We start from the raw sequence: 21,460 nt of genomic DNA on the forward strand, positions 1-21,460 counted from the left end.
CCGTCGGGCCGGCTCAGCGCAGCACGGGTACGCCGAACACGTCGACAGTGTCCGGATACTTCAGGCCGGCGCCGGTGTTGAGCACCACCACCCGCTCACCGGCCCGGATCCACCCCCCGGCCCGCAGTTGTCGCGCCGCGGTCAGGCAGGCCGCACCCTCCGGGCAGAGCAGCAACCCCTCCCGGCCGGCGAAGTCCCGAAGGTCGGCCAGGAGGTCCGCGTCGTCGACGGCGACAGCGGTGCCGGAGGACTCCCGCAGCGCCGCCAGGATCAGCTCGTCGCCCAGCGGCGCCGGCACGGTGATCCCGAACGCCACTGTGTGCGCGTCCGCCCACGGCTGCGCCCGGTCCTCGCCTGCGGCGAACGCCCGCACGATCGGTGCGCAGCCTGTCGACTGCACCGCCACCAGCCGGGGCAGCTTGTCGCCGACCCAGCCCAGCTCGCGCAGCTCGTGCAGTGCCTTGTGGATGCCGATCAGCCCGACACCGCCGCCGGTCGGGTAGATGATCACGTCGGGGGCCTGCCAACCGAGCTGCTCGACGATCTCGTACCCCATCGTCTTCTTGCCCTCGAGCCGGTAGGGCTCGCGCAGCGTGCCGGCGTCGAAGATCGCCCCGTTCGACTCCCCGATCAGCTCGGCGACCCGCCGGCCGGCGTCGCCGATCAGCCCGTCGACAAGGCGCAGGTCGGCTCCCGCGGCGACGCACTCGCGCCGGCAGATGCTCGGGGCCTCCAGCGGCATGACGATCGTCGCGCCCATCCCGGCCCGCGCGGCGTACGTCGCCCAGGCCGACCCGGCGTTGCCGTTTGTGGGCATCGCGATCTGCCGTACGCCCAGCTCCCGGGCCCGGCTCACCCCGACCGCCGCGCCGCGCGCCTTGAACGAGCCGGTCGGGATCAACCCCTCGTCCTTGACCATCAGGTCCGCGATGCCGATCTCGGCGCCGTACGCCGGGGCGCGCAGCAGCGGCGTCCAGCCCTCGCCGAGCGTCGTGACGTGCCGTGGGTCGCCGACCGGCAGCAGCTCCCGGTAGCGCCACAGGTCGGCCGGGCGCAGTCCGAACCGTTCCGGGGTGACCGCCTTCGCCACCGCCGGCAGGTCGTAGCGGGCCAGCAGCGGGGAGCCGCACGTGCAGAGGTTGCGCAACTCGTCGGCGGAGTGCTCCTTGCCGCAGCGCGGGCAGTCCAGGTGAGTCAGGTACACGTCGCTCCTCGCCGTTCGGACCGCGTCGATGCCTCCGCTCGCACCCGGTGCGCTGGGCCGCGTCGCGCGCGCCCGGGAACCCTGCGGAGTCTGCCAGTGCGCACCGGTCAAGGCCAGCCCATCGCGCAGCTCCCGGCGTTGCGCGTCCGGAACGTCGACGCTGCTCACGCCCGCCGGACCGGCGCGTCGGAATGCCGGAGTGTCCGGTTCGCTCGGCGGCGGAGGGCTCGGCGGGGTACAACGGACCTCATGGACCTCACCGACCAGCCCACCGCCCTGCTTCCGGGGGATGTCCGGATGCCCCTGCTCGGCTTCGGCACCTGGCAGGCCACCGGCCAGGCCGGTTACGAGGCGGTGCTGGCCGCGCTCGACACCGGCTACCGACATGTCGACACCGCCACGGTGTACGGCAACGAGCGCGAGGTCGGCCGGGCGGTGCAGGAGAGCGGGCTGCGCCGGGAGGACGTCTTCATCACCACCAAGCTCCCGCCGAACCGGGTGGGCCAGGAGCGCGCGACGTTGGAGGCCAGCCTGACGGCGCTCGGCGTCGACCAGGTGGACCTGTGGTTGATCCACTGGCCGCCGTCGTCGCCGTCGGACAGCATCCCGCTCTGGCGGGAGCTGCTGGCGGCCCGGGACGAGAACCTGGTTCGGGCGGTGGGCGTCAGCAACTACAGCACCGGGCAGATCGACGAGCTGATCCAGTCGACCGAGGAGAACCCGGCGGTCAACCAGATCGAGTGGAGTCCGGCGCTGTACGACCGGCAGCGGCACGCCGAGCACCGGGACCGGGGTGTGGTGCTGGAGGGTTACAGCCCGTTCAAGACCAGCGACCTCAGCGATCCGGTGTTGACCAGGATCGCTGCCGCACACGGGGTCTCCCCGGCCCAGGTGGTGCTGCGGTGGCACATCGACCACGAGATCGTGGCGATTCCGAAGTCGGTGACCCCGGAGCGGATCACCGCCAACTTCGACGTCTTCCACTTCGCGCTGACGGCGGAGGAGATGCGCGACATCGACGCGCTCGGCGAGGTCTGATCCGGTGGTTTCCTTCAGGCTCTGACTCGGCGATGAAGGCTATCGACATCGACGCTCATGACGGTATAGCGTGCCCGTCATCACGATCGTCGATCCGTTCGTGCTCGCCGTCGCTGGAGGATCGCCATGACCCGATCACCATCCATCCGTCTACGCCGCCGCGGGGTGCTCGGCATCCCCGCCCTGGTGGCCGCCGCGCTGACCGTCGTCGCCCGACCCGCCCCGGCGAGCGCCGCGCCGAAGGTCGAGTGCCTCGCCGACCTGATCCAGGACGCCTGATGGCGACGATTCCCTGGCTGGTGGACGTGCTGCGCGCCGCCGGGGTCCAGGTCGTCGTCGAGGGCGACTGGCTCAACCGGATGCGGCCGGGGTCGTTCGACCCGATCGGGGTGCTCTGGCACCACACCGCCTCGACCTCCAGCGCCAGCAACCCGCACCCGGCGCTCGGCATCTGCATCAACGGCCGGTCCGACCTGCCCGGGCCGCTGTGCCAGGCGCTCGTCGACTACCACGGTGTCTTCCACGTCATCTCCGCCGGCCGGTGCAACCACGCCGGGGTCAGCGGCGGCAGCGGGCCGATCCCGGCCGGGGACGGCAACACCCTCATGATCGGGTGGGAGATCGACTACAACGGCGTCAACCAGGAGATGACCGCCGCGCAGTACGACGCGTCGCTCGCCGCCACCGCCGCCGTGCTCACCCGCCTCGGCCGGGACAGCAGCTACGCCCGCGGGCACCGGGAGACAAGCACCACCGGCAAGATCGACCCGTCCTTCATCGACCTGAACGTCATGCGCGCGGACGTCGCGGCGAGGATGGCCGGCGGCACGGCCTGGTCCTCCACCGTGGACAACACCACCGCCGGTCGCTTCACCGCGAGCGCCAACTGGGGTGTCTCGACGTTCTCCAGTCAGCGCTACGGCGCCGACTACCGGTACGCCGACCCGGTCGCGGCGAGCGATCCCGCCTGGTACCGGTTCAACGTGCCGACGGCCGGCGCCTACCGGGTCGAGGCCTGGTGGCCGACGAACAGCGGCTACAACAGCGCCACCCCGTACATCGTCGCCACCAGCACCGGCAACCGGACCGTCTACGTCGACCAGCGGGTGACCGGTGGGCAGTGGCGGGTCCTCGGCACGTTCACGCTGCCCGCCGGGGACGCCAACCGGGTGGCGGTGAGCAGGTGGAGCAACGCCACCGGCCTGGTCATCGCCGACGCCGTCCGCCTCACCCGGGTCTGACCCGGACGGCCCGCGCCCCGGATTGATCGACTCGACCTCCCGGAAGTCGGGGTGTCCCCGGCGCGATGATGCCCCGGCTTCACGGAACCCGAGTGAATCACGAGGCCGACTGATAGCCGGTACAGGGAATCGTCGGGCGAGAAGCCGAGGTTGGGCGGTAGCCGCCCCTGGCAATGCTGGTAAAGGCCTGGTCACCCCGACCGGGTAACGCTCTTTCCCGATCCTCCAGGGAAGCGGCGGCCGGGAACTCCACTGTTCGGGATGGTAGCGGTCTGCCTCGGGCGGTTCCGGGTATCCCGGCAGGTGAGGGACCCGCTGATCCGACAATTCAGATATCGCTCAGTGGCCGATTAGGGCCGGGATTCGATCGGTGTCAGGCTGAGGCGCGTGCCGGGGTCGGCAGATAAGAGGAGGACGCGTGGAGATCACTGGAGTGGACACGCTCGTTATGGTGCCATTCGACGCGCGGCCGGCCGTGACCGCGTTCGTCCGTGGCATGCGGCGGCTGTGGCCGTCTGCCCTCATTGAATTTGATGACGGCAAGGGGGCGACGACTACCGCCTTCGTCGATGCCAGTCGCTTTCCAACTCATGGCGAACTGACATTCGCTCGCGACGGGGTGATGGACGAGCATTGGGAGGAGCACGGATATGCCCCGATGTCGGACGGCTCCGGGCCAGTGGCGCTCTTCTACGAGATTCACCGAAGTTTGGTGATGAAGGTGGACGTCGCCGGCGAGGGTGGCCTGGACGATGGTCCGCTGTCAGGATGGACCGAAGTCGAACTGGCTCTGCCGGAGGCGACTGCACTTACGCTGGTCACCCATGCCGCTCCGATCGAGGACGCCTTCTGCGCCACGATTCTGGCACTCTTGCGTGAAACCCTGGGCTACGGGAGAGCGGTGGCTGAAGAAGGTCGGTGACGCAGGGTCGGCGCGTCGAGAAGAGCGCGGGTGGCGGGCACAATGCGAGGGGCGTGACCAGATGATCACGCCCCTCTCTGTCGGTAGGGATACTGCTCAGGCGCGCGAGCAGGTCGCGCCGTTGAGCGAGAAGCTGGTCGGGGACGAGTACGACCCGCTCAGCGTCCCCTGGTACCCGAAGCTGGCCGTACCGCCGGGCGCGATCGACCCGTTGTGGCTCACGTTCCGGGCGGTCACCGCCGACCCGCTCTGGCTCACCGTGGCGTTCCAGGCGTTGGTGACCTGCTGCCCGCCGGGCAGGCTGTAGGTCAGCGTCCAGCCGTTGATCGCGCTGGACCCGGTGTTGGTGATCTGCACGTCGGCCGTGAAGCCGTTGTTCCACGAGCTGGCGGTGTACTTCACCGCGCATCCGGCGCCGCCCGACGGCGGGGGCGTCGGGGTCGACGGGTTGGTGGGCGGCGTGCCGCCGCCGTTGACGTTGGCCGAGAACGAGGTCACCGCGAGACCGACGCCACCCTGCCAGGGCTCGAAGCCGGCCTGGATGCTGGTCAGGTACCAGGAGTTGTTGATCGCGCCCCGGTTGCGGACGTCGTTGATGAAGTCCAGCACGCTGAAGTTCAGGCTGGAGATCGCCGACGGCGCGACGTACGAGATGACGTTGTTGGAGCCGTTGCTGCCCTGCCACACCTGCCACGTCCGGCCGGCCAGGTTCGTCGAGCCGACGACCGAGCCGATGGGCTGGATCGAGCCCTGCCGGTTGAGCCAGATCATGATCTCCATCTGGTTGACCCCGTCCCGCTTGGGCGACGGGTCCAGCCAGATGTCGTACGAGGCGTTGTAGGTCGCCCCACTGACGTACCGGTAGGAGATGCTGCTGGTGGCGCTGCTGATCTGACTCACCTGCATCGGCAGGTTCGTGCCGGGGGAGCAGTTGGTGTAGTGACAACCGAAGAACACCGAGGGGTACGCCGTCGGTGCGCCGTTCGTGGGGCTGCTGCCGTTCAGGGTGGTGATCTCGAAGCCGTTGCTTGTGGCGTTGATGCACTGCTGGGCGGTGGTGCCCCAGCGGTTGTTCTGCACCACGTACCGGCCCTGGATCACCGTCGAGCCGTACTGTTCGCAGATCAGGGTGTCGGCGGAAGCGTTGCCGCCGAAGGCCACCGCTACCAGCGAGCCGGCGAGCAGCACGCCGGTCGCGGCCAGGGCCCGAAGTTGACGTTTCATGACGCTCCTTGACTCGGCGCATGCCGGGCGCCGCATGTGGTGGGGTGGTACGGGAGCGCTCCCACGCTCAACGACACATTTACATGCCTGAAACTGTCGCGCAACCGTACGTGCCAAAGTGATGAATCGTGCGGATTACCGCCCACCCACCGGACGGCTGTCGGCAGGCGACCAGCCAAGCGCCACGGGCACGCCGACGAGTGGCTCCGGGCGGCCGATCGGGCCTGGCGTGCGCCGATCGCTCCGAGTAGCGTGTTGCCTCCAACGCGTTCCGCTCCCCCTCCGGAGGCGTACACCACAATGGGTGGCTCCCCCCTGCGCATCCTCGTCGTCGGCGCGGGCATCGCCGGCCTGGCCGTGGCCCGGGCGCTGCGCCTCGCGGGCTTCCGGCCCGACGTCACTGACAAACTGCCAACGGGGGAGTCCACCGAAGCCGGCCTCTACCTGCCGGGCAACGCCGCCCGCGCGCTGCACCGGCTCGATCTGCACCACCCGGTCCGCCCCCTCGGGCAGGTCATCCACCGGCAGCGGTTCTTCGACGCCACCGGCGCGCGACTCTGCGAGGTCGACCTCGACGCCCTCTGGGCCGGCGTCGGCGAATGCCGGGCGCTGCTCCGGTCCGACCTGCACCGGGTGCTGCTCAGCGGTGCCGGCGGCGCCGTCCGGCACGGCGCCGAGGTCCGCACCCTGGAGCTGCTGCCGGGGGCGGTCGGGGTCACCTTCACCGATGGCACCACCACCGAGTACGACCTGGTCATCGGCGCCGACGGGCCACGCTCCTCGGTCCGCGCGCTGGCCGCGCTCGGCGGGCCGCCCCGCCCGGTCGGTCAGGTGGTCTACCGGGCCGTGCTGCGGGACGGCCCGCCCGTCACCGAGTGGACCGCACTGCTCGGCCAGCGCTCCGGCTTCCTGATGGTGCCGATGGGCGCCGGGCGGCTGCACCTCTACGCCGACGAGGCCGGCACGGAGGCGCCCGCCGACCCACTGGGCCGGCTGCGCGACCTCTTCGCCGACTACCGGGGCCCGGTGCCGGAGGTGCTTGCGGCACTCGACGGGGTGCACGTCGGGATCACCGACGAGGTGGAGTTGGGCCGCTGGTACCGGGGACGGGTGCTCCTGGTCGGGGACGCCGCGCACGCCACCGCCCCCACGCTGTCCCAGGGCGCGGCGATGGCACTGGAAGACGCGGTGGTGCTCGCGGAGTCGTTGCGCGCCGCCGGCAGTGTGGAAGCGGCCCTGGTGGCGTACGAGAGTCGTCGTCGTCCGCGTACCCGATGGGTGCGGGACCGGACCCGGGACCGCAACCGGACCAGGGACGTGCCGCCGGCGCTGCGCGACCCGCTGCTGCGCGGGCGCGGCGGCCGGATCTTCGGGGAGCACTACCGGCTACTGCTCGGCCCGCTGTAGGCCCGTTGTAGATCGTGTCACGCCACCCCACGCGGCGCTGCGACCTGCCGGGGACTATCCTCCTTGCGGATGACGGCCCGCCGATAAACAGCGTGTGCCGAGCGGGACAACCGAGAACCGGAGGCCACTCGTGACCACCGTCGCACCCAAGCCGGTCGTGACCCGGCCCTGGCCGGTCCGGGAGCCGGTCAAGGGGTCGGCCATCGCGCGGCTGCTGCGAACCACGGACGCGAAGCAAATCGGGATCATGTACATGGTCACCGCGTTCGCGTTCTTCATGATCGGTGGCCTGATGGCCCTGATCATGCGTGCTGAGCTGGCCCGACCCGGGCTGCAGTTCCTGTCGCCCGAGCAGTACAACCAGCTCTTCACGATGCACGGCACGATCATGTTGCTGTTCTTCGCGACGCCGATCGTGTTCGCCTTCGCGAACTACATCGTGCCGATCCAGATCGGCGCGCCCGACGTCTCCTTCCCCCGCCTGAACAGCTTCGCCTACTGGCTGTACCTGTTCGGCGGCACGATCGCGACCGCCGGGTTCCTCACCCCGGGTGGCGCCGCTGACTTCGGCTGGTTCGCGTACGCGCCGCTGAGCAGCGTCGAGCACTCGCCCGGCGTCGGCGCCAACATGTGGATCATGGGTCTGGCCATCTCCGGTCTGGGCACCATCCTCGGCGCGGTGAACATGATCACTACGGTGCTCACCCTGCGTGCGCCCGGCATGACCATGTTCCGGATGCCGATCTTCACGTGGAACATCCTGGTCACCAGCCTCCTGGTGATCCTGGTCTTCCCGCTGCTGGCCGCCGCGCTCTTCGCGCTCGCCGCGGACCGCATCCTCGGCGCCCACGTGTACGACCCCGCAACCGGCGGGCCGATGCTCTGGCAGCACCTCTTCTGGTTCTTCGGACACCCCGAGGTCTACATCGTCGCGCTGCCGTTCTTCGGCATCATCAGCGAGGTCATCCCGGTCTTCTCCCGCAAGCCGATCTTCGGCTACAAGGGTCTGGTCGCCGCGACCGTCGCGATCGCCGCGCTCTCCATGAGCGTCTGGGCGCACCACATGTTCGCCACCGGCCAGGTGCTGCTGCCGTTCTTCAGCTTCCTGAGCTACCTGATCGCCGTGCCGACCGGTATGAAGTTCTTCAACTGGATCGGCACCATGTGGCGGGGTCAGGTCAGCTTCGAGACGCCAATGCTCTGGGCGATCGGCTTCCTCGTCACGTTCCTCTTCGGTGGTCTCACCGGCGTGCTGCTGGCCAGCCCGCCGATCGACTTCCACGTGTCGGACTCGTACTTCGTGGTGGCGCACTTCCACTACGTGCTCTTCGGCACGATCGTGTTCGCGGTCTTCGCCGGCATCTACTTCTGGTTCCCGAAGATGTTCGGCCGGATGCTCGACGAGCGCCTGGGCAAGGTGCACTTCTGGCTCACCATGATCGGTTTCCACACCACGTTCCTGGTGCAGCACTGGCTCGGCAACGAGGGCATGCCCCGCCGCTACGCCGACTATCTGCCCGGCGACGGCTTCACCACGCTGAACACGATCTCCACGATCGGCGCGTTCATCACCGGTATCTCCACGTTGCCGTTCATCTACAACTGCTGGAAGTCGTACAAGACCGGCCCGGTGGTCGAGGTGAACGACCCCTGGGGTCACGGCAACTCGCTGGAGTGGGCGACCAGCAGCCCGCCGCCGCTGCGCAACTTCGACCGGATGCCCCGCATCCGCTCCGAGCGGCCGGCGTTCGACGCGAAGTTCCCGGAGCTGGCCGCCGGCCAGACCCTGGCCGGCCCGCCGGAGGGTGGCTCGAAGCCGCTCACCAGCGAGTCGGACGGCGGCGCCAGCTACCGCGAGGACACCGCAAGCGACATCGATCGGCACTGACGCTCAAGCCCAGCTGTACGACGGGCGCCGCCACCGGGACCACCGGGAGCGGCGCCCGTCGCCATGTCCGACCACGTTCGCCCCGGCCGGGCGGCCCGCCGCACCGCCGCGACCGCTGACCCGCGGGCTGCTCAGCGCGGCTGGGGTCGACGTCCGAGTTCGGTGTCGAGATTGCCTGCGACGGTGGCGTCCGGCCAGGCCATCCGGAACCTGCGCGGACTGCCGTTGAGCCGGGACGGGTCTCCGCCCGGCGGCGACACCCGCGCCGTCTCGACGTGGCGAGCTTCGCAGGCGCGGTAGAACCGCTGTGCGGCAGTGTTCTGCTCCAGCACCCACAGGTACATTCCGCCGGCCCTCGCGTGCTCGACGACGGCCCGGGCGGCGTGTGCCAGGAGCGCGGTGCCGACGCCGTTCCGCTGGCGGTCGTGAGCGACGTGCAGGTTGTCGACGAGGCTGCCCCAACGCGGGTCCTGATCGAACACGACGTGGATGAAGCCGACAAGCCGGTCGTCGTCCTCGGCCACCACCGTGTGGCTCCGGGTGGGGGTGGCCAAGCGCGCGGTCCAGACCGCGCGACGGTCAGCGACGACATCACCATCGAGGAACGAGTCGGCGTAGGCGCCGCGGTAGTGCCGGCGCCAACTGTCGGCGTGCAGCAGCGCGATCTGCCCGGCGACGTCAACGTCGGCGAGGCACAGTCTCAGCGCGCCACCCTGGTCCGAAGAAGTGGCAGCCGACACACTGACCTCCTGGTTCGCGGCTTGCTCGACACCACTCGTACCGAGCCTGGTCCTCACCCGGAGCACCCCGCCCGCGAACGGAGGGTTGCCGGCCAGCAAGCCGGGGCTTCGCGCTGACACTCATGACCTGTGCAGGCGACCGTAGCACCGGCTGGCCGAACCAGCCGGCTGGCGGGCTCTGGGTCCGCCCGGCTGGCCGTCAGCGGGTGGCGGGGGTGAGGTCCGCCTCGACGGGCGGTGGGGTGGTCGCGGCGGCGCGGCGACGGCGCAGCTCGATCGGGAGCACCACAAGGGTCACCAGCGCACCGAGTGCCCCGGTGACCACGAAGCCCCAGATCGGCGAGCTGGCGTCGATCACCGCACCGGCGAGCGGCGCACCGATCGCGATGCCCACGGTGACCGCCGACCCGTGCAGCCCCATCGCCTCGCCGCGTACCTGGGCCGGGGCCAGGCGGCTGACCGCGTCGGAGCCGGCCGCGATGGTCGGCGCGCAGAGCGCACCGGCCGGGATCAGCGCCAGGCACAGCAGCCACCAGTGCGCGCCGCCCAGCCCGACCGGGATGGTGCACAGGGCGAGTGCGGCGGTCAACGCCAGTGGGGAGAACGAACGGTGCACAGCCCCGTAGGCGAACCCGCCGGCCAGCGAGGCGACCGCCCAGATCGCCAGCACCGCGCCGGTCCAGCCGACCTCGCCGCTGGCCCGCAGCACGGCGACGACCGCCACGTCGGTGCCGCCGAGCACCAGGGTCGCGGCGGTGCTGAGTGCCAGTACGGCGAGCAGCCGGGGAGTCAGCCACTCCCGGCGAGGCACCCGCTGGGCTGGGCCGCTGGGCTCTCCGGTGGCCTCGCGGATCGGCGGGTTGACCAGCCACAGGGCGATTCCGGCGGCCACGATGCCGCCGCCGACCAGGTACATGGTGGTCTGCGCGGAGATCGCGGTGACCAGAGCGACGGCCAACGCCGGGCCGATCATGAACGACAGCTCCACCGACATGGAGTCCAACGCGTACGCCGGGCGGCGCTGGTCCTCCGGGACCAGCGCGGCGATCGACTGACGGACCACGGAGAAGATCGGCAGGGCCAGTGAGCCGGCCACGAACGCGGCCGGCAACAGCAGGGGGTACGGCAGCGACGGCGCGGTGGACCAGAAGATCGCCTCCGCGATGCCGGTGAGCACCAGGACCGGACGCAGACCACGCCGGTCCACCAGCCGACCGAGGATCGGCCCGCCGATCGCCGCGCCCACGGTCACCGCCGCACCCACCAGGCCAGCGGCCCCGTAACCGCGATCAAGGTCGAACACCACGTGGAAGGTCAGTGTCACCCCGGTCGCGGTGAGCGGGATGCGGGCGAGGACGGCGACCACCAGCAGCGACCGCAGGCCGGGCAGCGCGAGCGCCTGCCGGTAAGGCTTCATGTTCACGTGGGTCCGTACCTCCGGCGCCATCTTCGACTGGCGACGGCCCGATGGCCAATCAATTACCGTCTTGTGCGGCCCTGATCACAGGCTCCCCGTGCAGGGTCACCCCGGCGCCGTCCATGGAACGCAGTGCCACGTCGGTGGTCGCCGGGGCCACCGCCGCGGTCAACTCCAGCAGCACGGTGGTGGCGAAACCCTCCCGGGCGGCGTCCAGCGCGGTAGCCCGCACGCAGTGGTCGGTGGCGATGCCGACCACGTCCACCCGGTCCACGTCGTGCCGGCGCAGCCAGTCGGCCAGGCACTCGCCGTCGTCGGCATGCCCCTCGAACCCGGAGTACGCCGCCGCGTGCTCGCCCTTGTGGAAGATCGCCTCCACTCGACCGGTGTCCAGCTCGGGATGGAACTCCGGCCCGCTGGTGCCGACCACGCAGTGCCTCGGCCAGGACTCCACGAAATCCGGCGGATCGCCGAAGTGCGCACCGGGGTCGACGTGGTAGTCCTTGGTGGCGACCACGTGCGACCAGCGGTCCGGCTCGGCGGCGAGCAGCCGGGAGATGCCGGCGGCCACCCCCGCGCCGCCCTCGACGGCCAGCGAGCCACCCTCGCAGAAGTCGTTCTGCACGTCGACGATGATCAGAGCGTTGGCCATTGGAGTCCCTCTCCTCACTGTCTGTCTGTGGCGGGATGCTCGACGAGATCAGTCGGCGGGTACAACGGAGACCGGCACCGCCGGGTCACCGGCCGAGAGCTTCAGCCCCTCCCACGGGATGGAGATCAGGCACTCGCGCAGGTGCTCTCGCGACTCGTCGAGGGTGGGCAGCCACGCCGGCTCGCCGGCGACCACGTACGAGTGTTGGAGCATGCGGTCGTTGGGCTGCCGGTCCGGTACGCCCTGCGGCACGATGATCTCCTCGGTGGCGGTGCCGGTCGGCTTGTGCCGGCGGACCGCGACCTTCCGGCCGCCGATTGTCGCCTTGCGCTCGGAGCGCTTCACCACCGGCCGCCCCTCGACCTCGACGAGCTTGTAGACCAGCCCGGCGGTCGGTGCGCCGGAGCCGGTGACCACGGCGGTGCCAGCGCCGTACATGTCCACCGGTTCGGCGGCCAGCGCGGCGATCGAGTACTCGTCCAGGTCACCCGAAACGATGATCTTGGTCTCGGTGGCGCCCAGCGAGTCGAGCAGCTCCCGGGACTGCTGGGCGATTACCGCCAGGTCGCCCGAGTCGATCCGTACCGCCCGCAGCTCCGGTCCGGCCACCGCGATCGCGTTGCGGATGCCCTGGCTGATGTCGTACGTGTCGACGAGCAGCGTCGTGTCCTTGCCCAGCGTGGCGACCTGCGAGGCGAACGCCGCCCGCTCGTCGTCGTGCAGCAGGGTGAAGGCGTGCGCCGCAGTGCCCGCCGTCGGAATGCCGTAACGCGCACCGGCGGCGAGGTTGGAGGTGAACCGGAAACCGGCAAGGTACGCGGCCCGCGCCGCGGCCACCGCCGCCTCCTCGTGGGCCCGGCGCGACCCCATCTCGATGAGCGCTCGACCCCGTGCCGCGGTCACCATCCGCGCCGCCGCCGCGGCCACCGCGCTGTCGTGGTTGAGCACGGAGAGCGCCAGCGTCTCCAGCACCACGCACTCGGCGAAACCGCCGGAGACGGTGAGGATCGGTGAACCGGGGAAGAACAGCTCACCCTCGGCGTACCCGTCGATGTCGCCGGTGAAGCGGTAGTCGGTGAGCCAGGCCGCTGCCGCGTCGTCGACCACGCCGGTGCGCCGTAGGAAGTCGACATCGGTGGGGTCGAACCTGAAGTCGCGGATCAGTTCGATCAGCCGGGCCGTGCCGGCGACCACGCCGTACCGGCGGCCGCTCGGCAGCCGGCGGCTGAACACCTCGAAGACACACCGGCGGTCGGCGGTGCCGTCCTTCAGTGCCGCACTGACCATGGTCAGCTCGTAGTGGTCGGTCAGCAGCGCGGGGCGGTTGATGCTCACCGCCCCACCCTAAGGTTCAGTTCGCGTCGCCGTCGTCGTGGCCCGGGATCGCCCGCAGCGCGGCCCACAGCTCGGCCCGTCCGGTCACGCCCAGCTTGCTGTAGATCCGCTGGAGGTGATTCTCGACGGTGCGCGCCGAGAGGTAGAGCCGTTCCGCGATGGCCCGGCTGGACGCGCCGTGCGCGGCGAGGCGGGCGACCTGCCACTCGCGCTCGGTCAGCACCGGCGCCCCCGCGTGCAGCGCCGGCGTCCGGATCAGGTCACAGCGCCCGAGCAGGCCAGCCAGGCGTTCCCGGGCGCCGTTTGTCGCCGTCGAGTGCTGCCGCCGCAGCCGCTGCACGGCCTGGGAGGTGGCCTCGGCGGCGTACACGGTCAACTCCAGCGAGGCGTAGTCGTCGGCGACCGCGAGCAGATCCGCGGCGGAGTCGGTCACCGCTGCGCGGGCGTGCCGGGCCAGCAGCGGCGGGAGTGCCCCGTCGACCCGCTCGGAGAGCTCGGCCAGGCGCTGCGCCACAGTGCGTCGACCACCGTCGGAGCAGGTGGGCCCGACCGGCATGCCAGCCTGGTCCAGCCGGACGAGATCGTGCAGGACGTGCACCTCGTGCCCGGCGAAGCCGTCCGAGCGCAGCCGGTCCACCAGGTCACCGAGGTGCTTGACCGCACCCGGCAGGTCACCCGACGCGGCGAGCGTCGCACCCCGGGCCTGCTCCAGCCACGGGTAGAGCACCGCCATGCCCGGCGCGTGGGTGCGGTCCGCCTCGGCCATCGCCGCGGCGGCCTGCGCCGCGTCGCCGCGCAGCGCGGCCGACTGGGCCCGCTCGGCCTGGGCCAGACCGGCGTAGACCCGGCTGGTGGCCAACACCGCGCAGGCCCCCAGCGAGGCGCGGGTGGCGGCGTCGCTCTGCCCGCGCAGCCGGGCCGCGTACGCCTGGAGGATGGCCAGGTAGCCGGTGCCGAGCCGGAAGTCGCCGGCATCGGCGAGGTCGGCGAACTCGTCGGCCACTATCGCGTCGATCCCGGCCAGGTCGCCGGTCAGCATGAGCCGGGTGCCCCGGGCCAGCTCCAGAGCCAGTTGCAGGTACGGCATGTCGGTGCGCCAGTTGGCGACGGCGGAGTGCACCTGGGCGATCGCCGTACCGCTGTGGGTCAGCTGACCCTGCGCGGCCTGGACGTACGCGATGGTGCAGCGGGCCAACTCGCGGGCGGCGACGCCGGCCGCCGGCCGGTCCAGCACCTGTTGGCTGAGCCGCACGGCGGTGGTCGTGTCCATCCGGTGCAGGCGCATGATCGCCTCGAAGGCGTGCACCCGGGACCGGTCCCCGGAGTCGCTGAGCTGCTCGACGCGGCCGGCGATCTCCTCCACTGTGGACTGCTGGCTCAGCCCCCAGTAGCTGACCATCCCGCGTACGGTCAGCCAGCGGCAGTACCGCCGCTCGTCGCCGGGCTCGGGGGTCACCGCGTCGAGGACCTCGATGGCCTCCTCCGGCCGGTCGGCGAACATCAGGATGGTGGCCAGCAACTCCGCCGCGTCGGAGCCGCCACCGGCGTGCAACGCGGCCCGCGCCAGGCGGGTCGCCAGCGGCACGTCGTAGCGGGTGAACGCCTGGACCGCCGCGTCCACAAGCAGCGCCGGATCCTGGGCGGTGCCGGAGTCGAGGCGCCACACCGCGACCCGCAGCAGGTCGTCGCGGCGGCGCTTGCCGACCTTCTCGAGCAGCTCCGCGAGGTGTGCCTGGAGTCGGCGGGTGCGGCTGACCGGGCAGCGGCGGCGCATCACCTCGCCGTAGAGCGGATGGGCCAGCCGGACGTTCGTGCGCCGGTCGTTCTGGACCACGCTGATCAACCCGCGCTCCTCGGCGGTCTCCACGTCCGACTGGGCGGCGGCCTGCCGCAGAAGGTGCAGGCCGAGTGGTTCGCCGAACGCGACAAGCTCGACGACGGCGCGGACGCCGTCGGTGAGCTTGCCGACCCGGGTGTCGATCAGGTCGGTCAGGTTGGGCGCCAGCTCCAGTCGCCCGGTCCACTTCCAGATCCCGTAGGTCTGCTTGAGCTCAGAGCTGCCGTTGGCGGCGTGCACCAGCTCCCGCAGCAGCAGCGGGTTGCCCGCCGACAGCCGGCCGAGCCGGTCGGCGGAGTTGGCGTCGACCGGGCCGCCCAGCATCTCCGCCAGCAGGCCGGCGGTCTCCCCCTGCGGCATCGGAGTCAGCTCGACGTGCTCGACCAGGTCGTCGGTCCAGAGTGCGCGGATCGGCAGCGGGATCTGCTCGCCGTCGCGCAGGGTGCCGACCACTGTGGCGTTCTCCGCGCGGGCGACCAGGTGGACCAGTGCCGCCGAGGGGGGATCGAGCAGGTGGGCGTCGTCGATGGCGAGCACGATCCGTCGACCAGCCGCCTGCTGTTGCAGCACGTTGAGCGCCCAGCGCAGGATGCCGGCGGGGGAGAGGCCCTGGGGCTGCTCGGCGGGAAGGACCTGCACCAGCCCCCCGAACGGTAGTGCCGCCGTGGTGGCGCTGGCCGCGATGGACCAGATGGCGAAGCGTTCGGTGGGCAGCGTGTTCACGCCTTCGCGCAGGAGCCGACTCTTGCCGATCCCGGCGCTGCCGCTGAAGAAGAGCCCGCGGCCTGCCTCGCCGGTGACCGCCGCCAGCAGGCGGTTGAGCTCATCGGTTCGGCCGACGAACTTCCATCGACTCATCCGCGCAGCATATCGACCGAATTCCGTCCGCGCCCGCACCGTCACTCAACGAAGTTGAGTAGTCGCACAATTACCGCTGAGTATCCGAGGTGTTCCACCTGGTTGCCGGCCCGCCCGTAGTCTTCCGGCATCCGGGTATCTTCACCGGATTCCCCACCTGACCGGGCGTCCGGTCACCTGCCACGGGAGGCCGCCTGATGAAGCAGGGCCCTCTCCCCTCGGTCGACTCCGCGGACGACGTGGTCGGCCCAACCGATCTGCCCAGCTGCGGCCCGCTGCCCGCCCGGCTCGGCGTGACCAGCCCTGCCCCGGAGGAGCCGCTCGGCGTGGTCGCCGTCGGCCCGGCCGGTGCCGATCGACGCGCCGTGCTCGCCACGCTGCTCAACCTCGACCCGGTCATGCTCACCGTGCCGTCGGGCAGCTGGTTGCTGGTGCGCAACGCCAAGGTGCCCACCCGGGCGGCGTTCGTGCCCGGTTACCGCCAACCCCACTCGTACGGGGCGGACCGGAACGCCGCCGGCCCGGCGTTGGCCCGTCCTCCCCGGCGGGTCGAGCTGAGCGTGCCCGAGCCGCTGCTGCGGCACTTCACGCTTATCGACGTACCGGACACCGCGACGCTCGGCGTGTCCGGCAGGCAGGTGCTCCTCGACGCGGTGGGGCGGGCCGGCGCACTGCTCTTCGTGATCGCCGCCGACCAGGCGTTCACGGCGGCCGAGCTGAACCTGCTCGCCGAGGTCGCCCCGACCCCGGTGGAGGTCGTCTTCGCGGTGACCCCTGGCGCGGCAGGGTGGGCGCCGCCGGTCGACGGCGCGGCGACGACGGAGGACGCGGGGGCGTCCGTCTCGCCGGTCGGAGGCCGGGCGACGGAGATGGACACGGTCGCGGTGACCGTGGCGGCCCACCGCGCGGCGCTGCTGGCCGCGGTGCCGGCGCTGGCCGCCGCGCGGTGGTTCCCGGTCGACGCCCACTCCGCCGACTCCGCCGCCGACCTGCGGCGGGCGTTGGTGGGCTGGTCGTCGGAGGAGGGGTTGCGGCGGGCCAGCGTCGAACCGCCGGTGCTGCCTGGTCAACACGATAGGGTCGCCGTGGTCCCCGATCCGGGGGACTGGTCGGAGCAGCTCGACCGGCAGACCCGGACGTGTGCTCAGCGGATCCGCCAGCACCTCGCACTGGAACTGGCGAACATCCACCTGCGGGCAGTCCAGGAGATCGTGTTCGGGGTCGGCTGCGCGGGCCTGCCGGACCTTCTGGATCGGGAGATGGCGGCGCTGTCGCTGTTGGCCACCGCGCAGTGCGACCAGGCGGTGCGTGGCATCGTTTCCGACACCGCCGCCCGGGTGCTCGGCGCGCCGCCGGTCGAAGGAGTGCGGCGACGGATCGCCACCGCCGTCCAGTACGGCCTGGTCGATGACCGGCCGGGCCACGAGCTGGACAAGGTGCTGCTGATCACCAGCACAGCCGGGGTGGCCGGGTTGACCGGCCCCGAGGCGATCGACGCCCTCGCCAACTATCCGGCGGTGATCCGCGACGAGGTGCTTCCGCCGGTCGCGGTGGCGCTCTCCGGCGGGTGCTGGCAGCAGTGGCGTACCCCCGGCAGCGACGACCACAGCGCGGCGCGGGCCTGGTCCCAGCGCGCGGTGCGGGAGGTCGAGCTGGGGTTGTCCCGGGAGATATCCCGACGGTTCGAGGTGATCCGCCTCTCGCTGGGCGCGGTGCTCTCCGATGCAGTCGATCACGGCATCCTGCTCGCCTGACGGTGTGGTCGCCCTCCGGTCCGGGTCCGCGCACCACGGGTTCGAGGGCGCCCGGGGCCGGTCAGGGGTGTCCGGGGTGGGCGATCCGCGCCGGTCCGGCGTTCCGGTTCCTCGGTTCCGGGAATCCGGTGGCACGATGGGGGGCATGGCGGCTCCACAGGTTGCACCGGTCGAGACGCCGGACACTGACGAGGTGCCGGCGGCTGACCGGCAATGGGTGACGATCGTGTGGGACGACCCGGTCAATCTGATGACGTACGTGACCTGGGTCTTCCAGAAGCTTTTCGGCTACAGCCGGGAGAGGGCCGAGCAGCTGATGCTGGACGTGCACCACAAGGGCCGGGCCGTGGTCTCCACAGGTGTCCGGGAGCGGATGGAGCACGACGCGTCGCAGCTGCACGCGTATGGGCTGTGGGCGACGGTGGACCGGTCGTGAGCATGTTCCGCCGCCAGGCCGGCCGCTACGTCGCCACCTTCGCTGTCGACGAGGTGCGCGTGCTGCGCAAGGTCGCCTCCGAGGTGGTCGGCCTGCTCACCGATGGCTTCGACCACACCGACCCGGTCGTGGGTCGGCTCTTTCCGGCGGTCTATCCGCAGGACGCGCCGGGGACGGCCGAGTTCCGTCGGTACACCGAGGGCGACCTGAAGACTGCGAAGATCGATCAGGCGGGGGCGATCCTGGCCGCGCTGCCCGACGACGCCGGTGGTGAGGTGCGGCTCGACGCCGAGGCGGCCGAGGCGTGGTTGCGGGCGCTGAACGACGCCCGGCTCGCGATGGGTGTCCGTCTGGAGATCAAGGACGGCACGGATCTGGGCGAGGAGTTGGACGACGCGGTCGCCGAGGATCCGGGCTCCAGCCGCGTGTTCCAGCTTTCGGTCTACGCGTATCTCGGATATTTGCAGGAGTCGCTGCTCAACGCCTTGATCGACTAGGCGTGACCCGCACCACTTCGGCCCGCGCTCCTCAGGCGTTAGGCTGGTCCTCGTGCTGAGCATCGACCGGTCGATCATCGACGCGATCGTCGCCCACGCGCGCCGGGATCACCCCGACGAGGCGTGCGGCGTGGTCGCCGGTCCCGTCGGCAGCGACACCCCGACCCGGCACATCCCGATGGACAATGCCGCGCGGTCGATGACCTTCTACGAGTTCGACTCGATGGAGCACCTGCGGGTGTGGCGGGAGATGGACGACCGGGACGAGGAGCCCGTGATCATCTACCACTCGCACACCGCCACCGAGGCGTACCCGTCGCGGACGGATGTCTCCTTCGCCGGTGAGCCGGGCGCGCACTACCTGCTCGTCTCGACCCGTGATCCCGACTCGGAGGAGATCCGCTCGTTCCGGATCGTCGACGGTGTGGTCACCGAGGAGCCGGTCCAGGTCGTGGAGGCCGGGGTTGACCCGCATGCCGTCCAGTCCTACATGTTCGGGCAGAGCCCGGCGACTGTCGACTACGAGTGTTCCGGCCGCTGATCCGTCAGCGTGCGCGCTCGTCTCGTCCCGTCACCGTAGGCACACCCGATCAAGGAGTACGACACCATGGCCATTGAAGTTCGCATCCCCACCATCCTGCGCAGCTACACCGGCGGCGCCAAGGTCGTCGACGGCGCCGGCGACACCCTCGCCGATCTGCTCATCGACCTGGATTCCCGGCACGGCGGTCTGCGTGGCCGGCTGATCACCGAGGCCGGCACGCTGCACCGCTTCGTCAACGTCTACGTCAACGACGAGGACGTCCGCTTCCTCGGCGCGCTGGACGCCAAGCTCTCCGACGGTGACAGCGTCACCATCCTGCCCGCCGTGGCCGGTGGCGCGTTCGGCTTCGCCGCGGCGGCGGCGATCAGCTCGCACAGCGCCGCGGCGGCGGCGATCAGCTCGCACAGCGCCGCCGTCGCGGTGGTCCGCGGCGCCGTCGCGGCTCGCTGAGGTCGGCCGCCATGGCGCGGTACGACAGCCTGCTCGACGCGTGCGGGGGTACGCCGCTGATCGGCCTGCCCCGGCTCTCCCCGACGGTGTCCGACGGGGCTCCTCCGGTGCGACTCTGGGCCAAGCTGGAGGACCGGAACCCCACCGGCAGCATCAAGGACCGCGCGGCCCTGTTCATGGTCCGGGCGGCGGAGGCGGCTGGCCGGCTCCGGCCGGGTGACACCATCCTCGAACCGACGAGCGGCAACACCGGCATCTCGTTGGCGATGGTGGCCAAGCTGCGCGGCTACCGGCTGGTCTGCGTGATGCCGGAGAACGTCTCCACCGAGCGGATCCAGTTGCTCCGGATGTACGGCGCGGAAATCATCTTCTCGCCGGCGGCGGGTGGCTCCAACCAGGCGGTCGCCACCGCCAAGCTGATCTCCGCCGAGCACCCGGACTGGGTGATGCTCTACCAGTACGGCAACGAGGCCAACGCTCGGGCGCACTACGAGACGACCGGGCCGGAGTTGCTGCACGACCTGCCCGACATCACGCACTTCGTGGCCGGGCTCGGCACCACCGGCACGCTGATGGGCACCGGGCGCTACCTGCGGGAGAAGGTCGACGGCATCCAGGTCGTGGCGGCCGAGCCGCGCTACGGCGAGTTGGTCTACGGCCTGCGCAACATCGACGAGGGGTACGTGCCGGAGCTCTACGACGCCTCGGTGCTCTCCCGGCGCTTCTCGGTCGGCACCCGGGACGCGGTGCTGCGTACCCGCCAGCTCGTGGAGGTGGAGGGCATCTTCGCCGGCTTCTCCACGGGCGCCATCCTGCACGCCGCCCTCGCGGTGGCGCACGAGGCGGTTCGCGACGGTCGGCGGGCCGACGTGGCCTTCGTGGTCTGCGACGGTGGCTGGAAGTACCTGTCCACCGGCGCGTACGGCGGCACGCTCGCCGATGCCGAGGACGCCCTGGAGGGGCAGCTCTGGGCCTGATCGGACCGCTCTTCCCGGTACGGGCCGTCGACGTGCGTCGACGGCCCGTACGGCGTCCGGGGCACCGTGAGCACGTGTCACGTTCGTGACAACTTCCGGCGGATGATTCTTGCCGCCGGGTACCCCAGCGTAGGCTGCGCAGCGTGACGTACGCGTCGGTAGAGATCATGGCTGAGGCGATTGCCGGCACGGATGCTACTGACAGTGACAGCGAGACGACTCGATGCGACTGACCGTCCTTGGCAGCGCCGGCAGCTTTCCCGGCCCCGAGTCCCCCTGCTCGGCCTATCTCGTCGAAGCCGACGGCTTCCGGCTCCTCGTCGACTTCGGCTCCGGGTCGTTGTCCAGCCTCCAGCGGTACGCGGGGCTGCACGCCCCGGACGCCATCCTGCTGACCCACCTGCACTGTGATCACATGTTCGACGCCGTGCTGTACGTGGTCGTGCGCCGGTACGCCCCGGACGGCCCCTACCCGCCGCTGCCGGTGTACGCGCCCTCCGGCGCGCCGGACCGGCTCAGCGCCGCGTACGGCGACGACGGTTCGGTGGAGGACGTCTACCAGTTCTACGCCCTGCAGCCGGGTACCTTCCCGATCGGCCCGTTCAGCGTCACCGTCGACCGGGTCAACCACCCCGTCGAGACGTACGGCGTGCGGTTGGAGCACGACGGCCGGTCGCTGTGCTACTCGTCGGACACCGCGCCCTGCGCGGCCCTGCTGCGGCTGGCCCAGGACGTCGACGTCTTCCTCTGCGAGGCCAGCTACCTCGATGGCATGGACAATCCGCCGGATCTGCACCTGACCGGCCGCGAGGCCGGTGAGGCGGCGACCAAGGCCGCCGTGGGCCGGCTCCTGCTGACCCACCTGGTGCCCGCCTGGGGCAGCGAGGCGCACACCCTGGAGTCGGCCGCCGGCGCGTACACCGGGCCGATCGACGTGGTCCGGCCCGGCGCGAGTTACGACGTCTGACGCGCCCGGTCCCGGTTCGCGCGGCCGGACCCCGGTGTTGTGCCGCATTGTTCGCCGCCCGGTCAGCGGGCG

The 21,460-nt window shown here is 71.0% G+C and carries 20 protein-coding genes and 1 riboswitch; of the genes, 13 read left to right on the plus strand and 7 right to left on the minus strand.

Features of this window, described 5'->3' with window-relative positions:
• Positions 1-13: 13 nt before the first annotated feature.
• A complete protein-coding gene (locus tag ACQPWW_RS06205) occupies positions 14-1,204 on the minus strand; it encodes a threonine synthase (RefSeq protein ID WP_433134166.1) in 1,191 nt (396 codons plus the stop codon).
• A gap of 249 nt (positions 1,205-1,453) precedes the next feature.
• Between ACQPWW_RS06205 and ACQPWW_RS06210 the strand changes: the two genes are divergently transcribed.
• From ACQPWW_RS06210 to ACQPWW_RS06225, 4 genes are all read left to right on the plus strand, one after another.
• Positions 1,454-2,242, plus strand: coding sequence for an aldo/keto reductase (locus tag ACQPWW_RS06210; protein ID WP_433130013.1), 789 nt, complete (start codon positions 1,454-1,456; stop codon positions 2,240-2,242).
• A 126-nt stretch (positions 2,243-2,368) separates the two neighbouring features.
• The gene (locus ACQPWW_RS06215) at positions 2,369-2,521 is read left to right on the plus strand and encodes a hypothetical protein (RefSeq protein WP_433130015.1); all 153 of its coding nucleotides are present in this window, start codon (positions 2,369-2,371) and stop codon (positions 2,519-2,521) included.
• Entirely contained in the window at positions 2,521-3,483 is a 963-nt protein-coding gene (locus tag ACQPWW_RS06220; RefSeq protein ID WP_433130017.1) for an N-acetylmuramoyl-L-alanine amidase, read from the plus strand. Before ACQPWW_RS06215 ends, ACQPWW_RS06220 begins: the two co-directional genes overlap by 1 nt.
• 418 nt (positions 3,484-3,901) lie before the next feature.
• Positions 3,902-4,405 carry a hypothetical protein gene (locus ACQPWW_RS06225; protein WP_433130019.1) on the plus strand — a complete coding sequence of 168 codons (504 nt, stop codon included), beginning with the start codon at positions 3,902-3,904 and terminating at the stop codon, positions 4,403-4,405.
• A 96-nt stretch (positions 4,406-4,501) separates the two neighbouring features.
• Here ACQPWW_RS06225 and ACQPWW_RS06230 read toward each other — a convergent pair whose 3' ends face one another.
• Positions 4,502-5,629, minus strand: a complete 1,128-nt coding sequence (locus ACQPWW_RS06230; RefSeq protein WP_433130021.1) for a GH12 family glycosyl hydrolase domain-containing protein — start codon at positions 5,627-5,629, stop codon at positions 4,502-4,504.
• A 300-nt stretch (positions 5,630-5,929) separates the two neighbouring features.
• Here ACQPWW_RS06230 and ACQPWW_RS06235 point away from each other — a divergent pair, with 300 nt between their 5' ends.
• Together ACQPWW_RS06235 and ctaD are read left to right on the plus strand one after the other, a co-directional pair.
• On the plus strand, positions 5,930-7,036 hold the full coding sequence (locus tag ACQPWW_RS06235; protein ID WP_433130023.1) for an FAD-dependent monooxygenase: 1,107 nt from the start codon (positions 5,930-5,932) through the stop codon (positions 7,034-7,036).
• 130 nt (positions 7,037-7,166) lie between these two features.
• Positions 7,167-8,924, plus strand: a complete 1,758-nt coding sequence (gene ctaD, locus ACQPWW_RS06240) for an aa3-type cytochrome oxidase subunit I (protein ID WP_433130025.1) — start codon at positions 7,167-7,169, stop codon at positions 8,922-8,924.
• A 131-nt stretch (positions 8,925-9,055) separates the two neighbouring features.
• On the opposite strand, the gene ACQPWW_RS06245 is transcribed toward ctaD, so the two are convergent.
• From ACQPWW_RS06245 to ACQPWW_RS06265, 5 genes are all read right to left on the minus strand, one after another.
• Positions 9,056-9,664, minus strand: coding sequence for an N-acetyltransferase family protein (locus tag ACQPWW_RS06245; protein ID WP_433130028.1), 609 nt, complete (start codon positions 9,662-9,664; stop codon positions 9,056-9,058).
• Between the two features lie 12 nt (positions 9,665-9,676).
• A riboswitch (SAM riboswitch) is annotated at positions 9,677-9,792 on the minus strand.
• Between the two features lie 71 nt (positions 9,793-9,863).
• Positions 9,864-11,111 carry an MFS transporter gene (locus tag ACQPWW_RS06250; RefSeq protein WP_433130030.1) on the minus strand — a complete coding sequence of 416 codons (1,248 nt, stop codon included), beginning with the start codon at positions 11,109-11,111 and terminating at the stop codon, positions 9,864-9,866.
• 28 nt (positions 11,112-11,139) lie between these two features.
• Positions 11,140-11,733 carry an isochorismatase family protein gene (locus ACQPWW_RS06255; RefSeq protein WP_433130032.1) on the minus strand — a complete coding sequence of 198 codons (594 nt, stop codon included), beginning with the start codon at positions 11,731-11,733 and terminating at the stop codon, positions 11,140-11,142.
• A 48-nt stretch (positions 11,734-11,781) separates the two neighbouring features.
• A complete protein-coding gene (locus tag ACQPWW_RS06260) occupies positions 11,782-13,068 on the minus strand; it encodes a nicotinate phosphoribosyltransferase (RefSeq protein WP_433130034.1) in 1,287 nt (428 codons plus the stop codon).
• Positions 13,069-13,084: 16 nt separating this feature from the next.
• The gene (locus tag ACQPWW_RS06265; protein ID WP_433130036.1) at positions 13,085-15,763 is read right to left on the minus strand and encodes a LuxR C-terminal-related transcriptional regulator; all 2,679 of its coding nucleotides are present in this window, start codon (positions 15,761-15,763) and stop codon (positions 13,085-13,087) included.
• 197 nt (positions 15,764-15,960) lie between these two features.
• Here ACQPWW_RS06265 and ACQPWW_RS06270 point away from each other — a divergent pair, with 197 nt between their 5' ends.
• The 7 genes from ACQPWW_RS06270 to ACQPWW_RS06300 all read left to right on the plus strand — a co-directional run bounded on the left by ACQPWW_RS06270 (position 15,961) and on the right by ACQPWW_RS06300 (position 21,388).
• Positions 15,961-17,517, plus strand: a complete 1,557-nt coding sequence (locus ACQPWW_RS06270; RefSeq protein ID WP_433130038.1) for a hypothetical protein — start codon at positions 15,961-15,963, stop codon at positions 17,515-17,517.
• Between the two features lie 145 nt (positions 17,518-17,662).
• Positions 17,663-17,953: an ATP-dependent Clp protease adapter ClpS gene (gene clpS / locus ACQPWW_RS06275; RefSeq protein WP_357376538.1), complete on the plus strand. Its 291-nt coding sequence runs from the start codon at positions 17,663-17,665 to the stop codon at positions 17,951-17,953.
• A 2-nt stretch (positions 17,954-17,955) separates the two neighbouring features.
• A complete protein-coding gene (locus ACQPWW_RS06280) occupies positions 17,956-18,450 on the plus strand; it encodes a DUF2017 domain-containing protein (RefSeq protein WP_355033101.1) in 495 nt (164 codons plus the stop codon).
• Between the two features lie 52 nt (positions 18,451-18,502).
• On the plus strand, positions 18,503-18,991 hold the full coding sequence (locus tag ACQPWW_RS06285; RefSeq protein ID WP_433130040.1) for a Mov34/MPN/PAD-1 family protein: 489 nt from the start codon (positions 18,503-18,505) through the stop codon (positions 18,989-18,991).
• A gap of 66 nt (positions 18,992-19,057) precedes the next feature.
• Positions 19,058-19,444 (plus strand): MoaD/ThiS family protein, encoded by a 387-nt coding sequence (locus ACQPWW_RS06290; RefSeq protein ID WP_433130042.1) that lies wholly within the window; start codon positions 19,058-19,060, stop codon positions 19,442-19,444.
• Between the two features lie 11 nt (positions 19,445-19,455).
• Positions 19,456-20,421 (plus strand): PLP-dependent cysteine synthase family protein, encoded by a 966-nt coding sequence (locus tag ACQPWW_RS06295; RefSeq protein WP_433130044.1) that lies wholly within the window; start codon positions 19,456-19,458, stop codon positions 20,419-20,421.
• Positions 20,422-20,644: 223 nt separating this feature from the next.
• Positions 20,645-21,388: an MBL fold metallo-hydrolase gene (locus ACQPWW_RS06300; protein ID WP_433130047.1), complete on the plus strand. Its 744-nt coding sequence runs from the start codon at positions 20,645-20,647 to the stop codon at positions 21,386-21,388.
• The last annotated feature ends 72 nt before the right edge of the window (positions 21,389-21,460 follow it).

The sequence above is a fragment of the Micromonospora sp. CA-240977 genome (genome assembly GCF_050942285.1).
GTDB lineage: Bacteria > Actinomycetota > Actinomycetes > Mycobacteriales > Micromonosporaceae > Micromonospora.

Excerpts from the sequence above, each read along its gene's own strand:
- ACQPWW_RS06210 (WP_433130013.1), top strand. The coding sequence starts at position 1,454 with ATGGACCTCACCGACCAGCCCACCGCCCTGCTTCCGGGGGATGTCCGG.
- ACQPWW_RS06215 (WP_433130015.1), top strand. The coding sequence starts at position 2,369 with ATGACCCGATCACCATCCATCCGTCTACGCCGCCGCGGGGTGCTCGGC.
- ACQPWW_RS06220 (WP_433130017.1), top strand. The coding sequence starts at position 2,521 with ATGGCGACGATTCCCTGGCTGGTGGACGTGCTGCGCGCCGCCGGGGTC.
- ACQPWW_RS06230 (WP_433130021.1), bottom strand. The coding sequence starts at position 5,629 with ATGAAACGTCAACTTCGGGCCCTGGCCGCGACCGGCGTGCTGCTCGCC.
- ACQPWW_RS06235 (WP_433130023.1), top strand. The coding sequence starts at position 5,930 with ATGGGTGGCTCCCCCCTGCGCATCCTCGTCGTCGGCGCGGGCATCGCC.
- ACQPWW_RS06250 (WP_433130030.1), bottom strand. The coding sequence starts at position 11,111 with ATGGCGCCGGAGGTACGGACCCACGTGAACATGAAGCCTTACCGGCAG.
- ACQPWW_RS06255 (WP_433130032.1), bottom strand. The coding sequence starts at position 11,733 with ATGGCCAACGCTCTGATCATCGTCGACGTGCAGAACGACTTCTGCGAG.
- ACQPWW_RS06265 (WP_433130036.1), bottom strand. The coding sequence starts at position 15,763 with ATGAGTCGATGGAAGTTCGTCGGCCGAACCGATGAGCTCAACCGCCTG.
- ACQPWW_RS06270 (WP_433130038.1), top strand. The coding sequence starts at position 15,961 with ATGAAGCAGGGCCCTCTCCCCTCGGTCGACTCCGCGGACGACGTGGTC.
- clpS (WP_357376538.1), top strand. The coding sequence starts at position 17,663 with ATGGCGGCTCCACAGGTTGCACCGGTCGAGACGCCGGACACTGACGAG.
- ACQPWW_RS06280 (WP_355033101.1), top strand. The coding sequence starts at position 17,956 with ATGTTCCGCCGCCAGGCCGGCCGCTACGTCGCCACCTTCGCTGTCGAC.
- ACQPWW_RS06290 (WP_433130042.1), top strand. The coding sequence starts at position 19,058 with ATGGCCATTGAAGTTCGCATCCCCACCATCCTGCGCAGCTACACCGGC.
- ACQPWW_RS06295 (WP_433130044.1), top strand. The coding sequence starts at position 19,456 with ATGGCGCGGTACGACAGCCTGCTCGACGCGTGCGGGGGTACGCCGCTG.
- ACQPWW_RS06300 (WP_433130047.1), top strand. The coding sequence starts at position 20,645 with ATGCGACTGACCGTCCTTGGCAGCGCCGGCAGCTTTCCCGGCCCCGAG.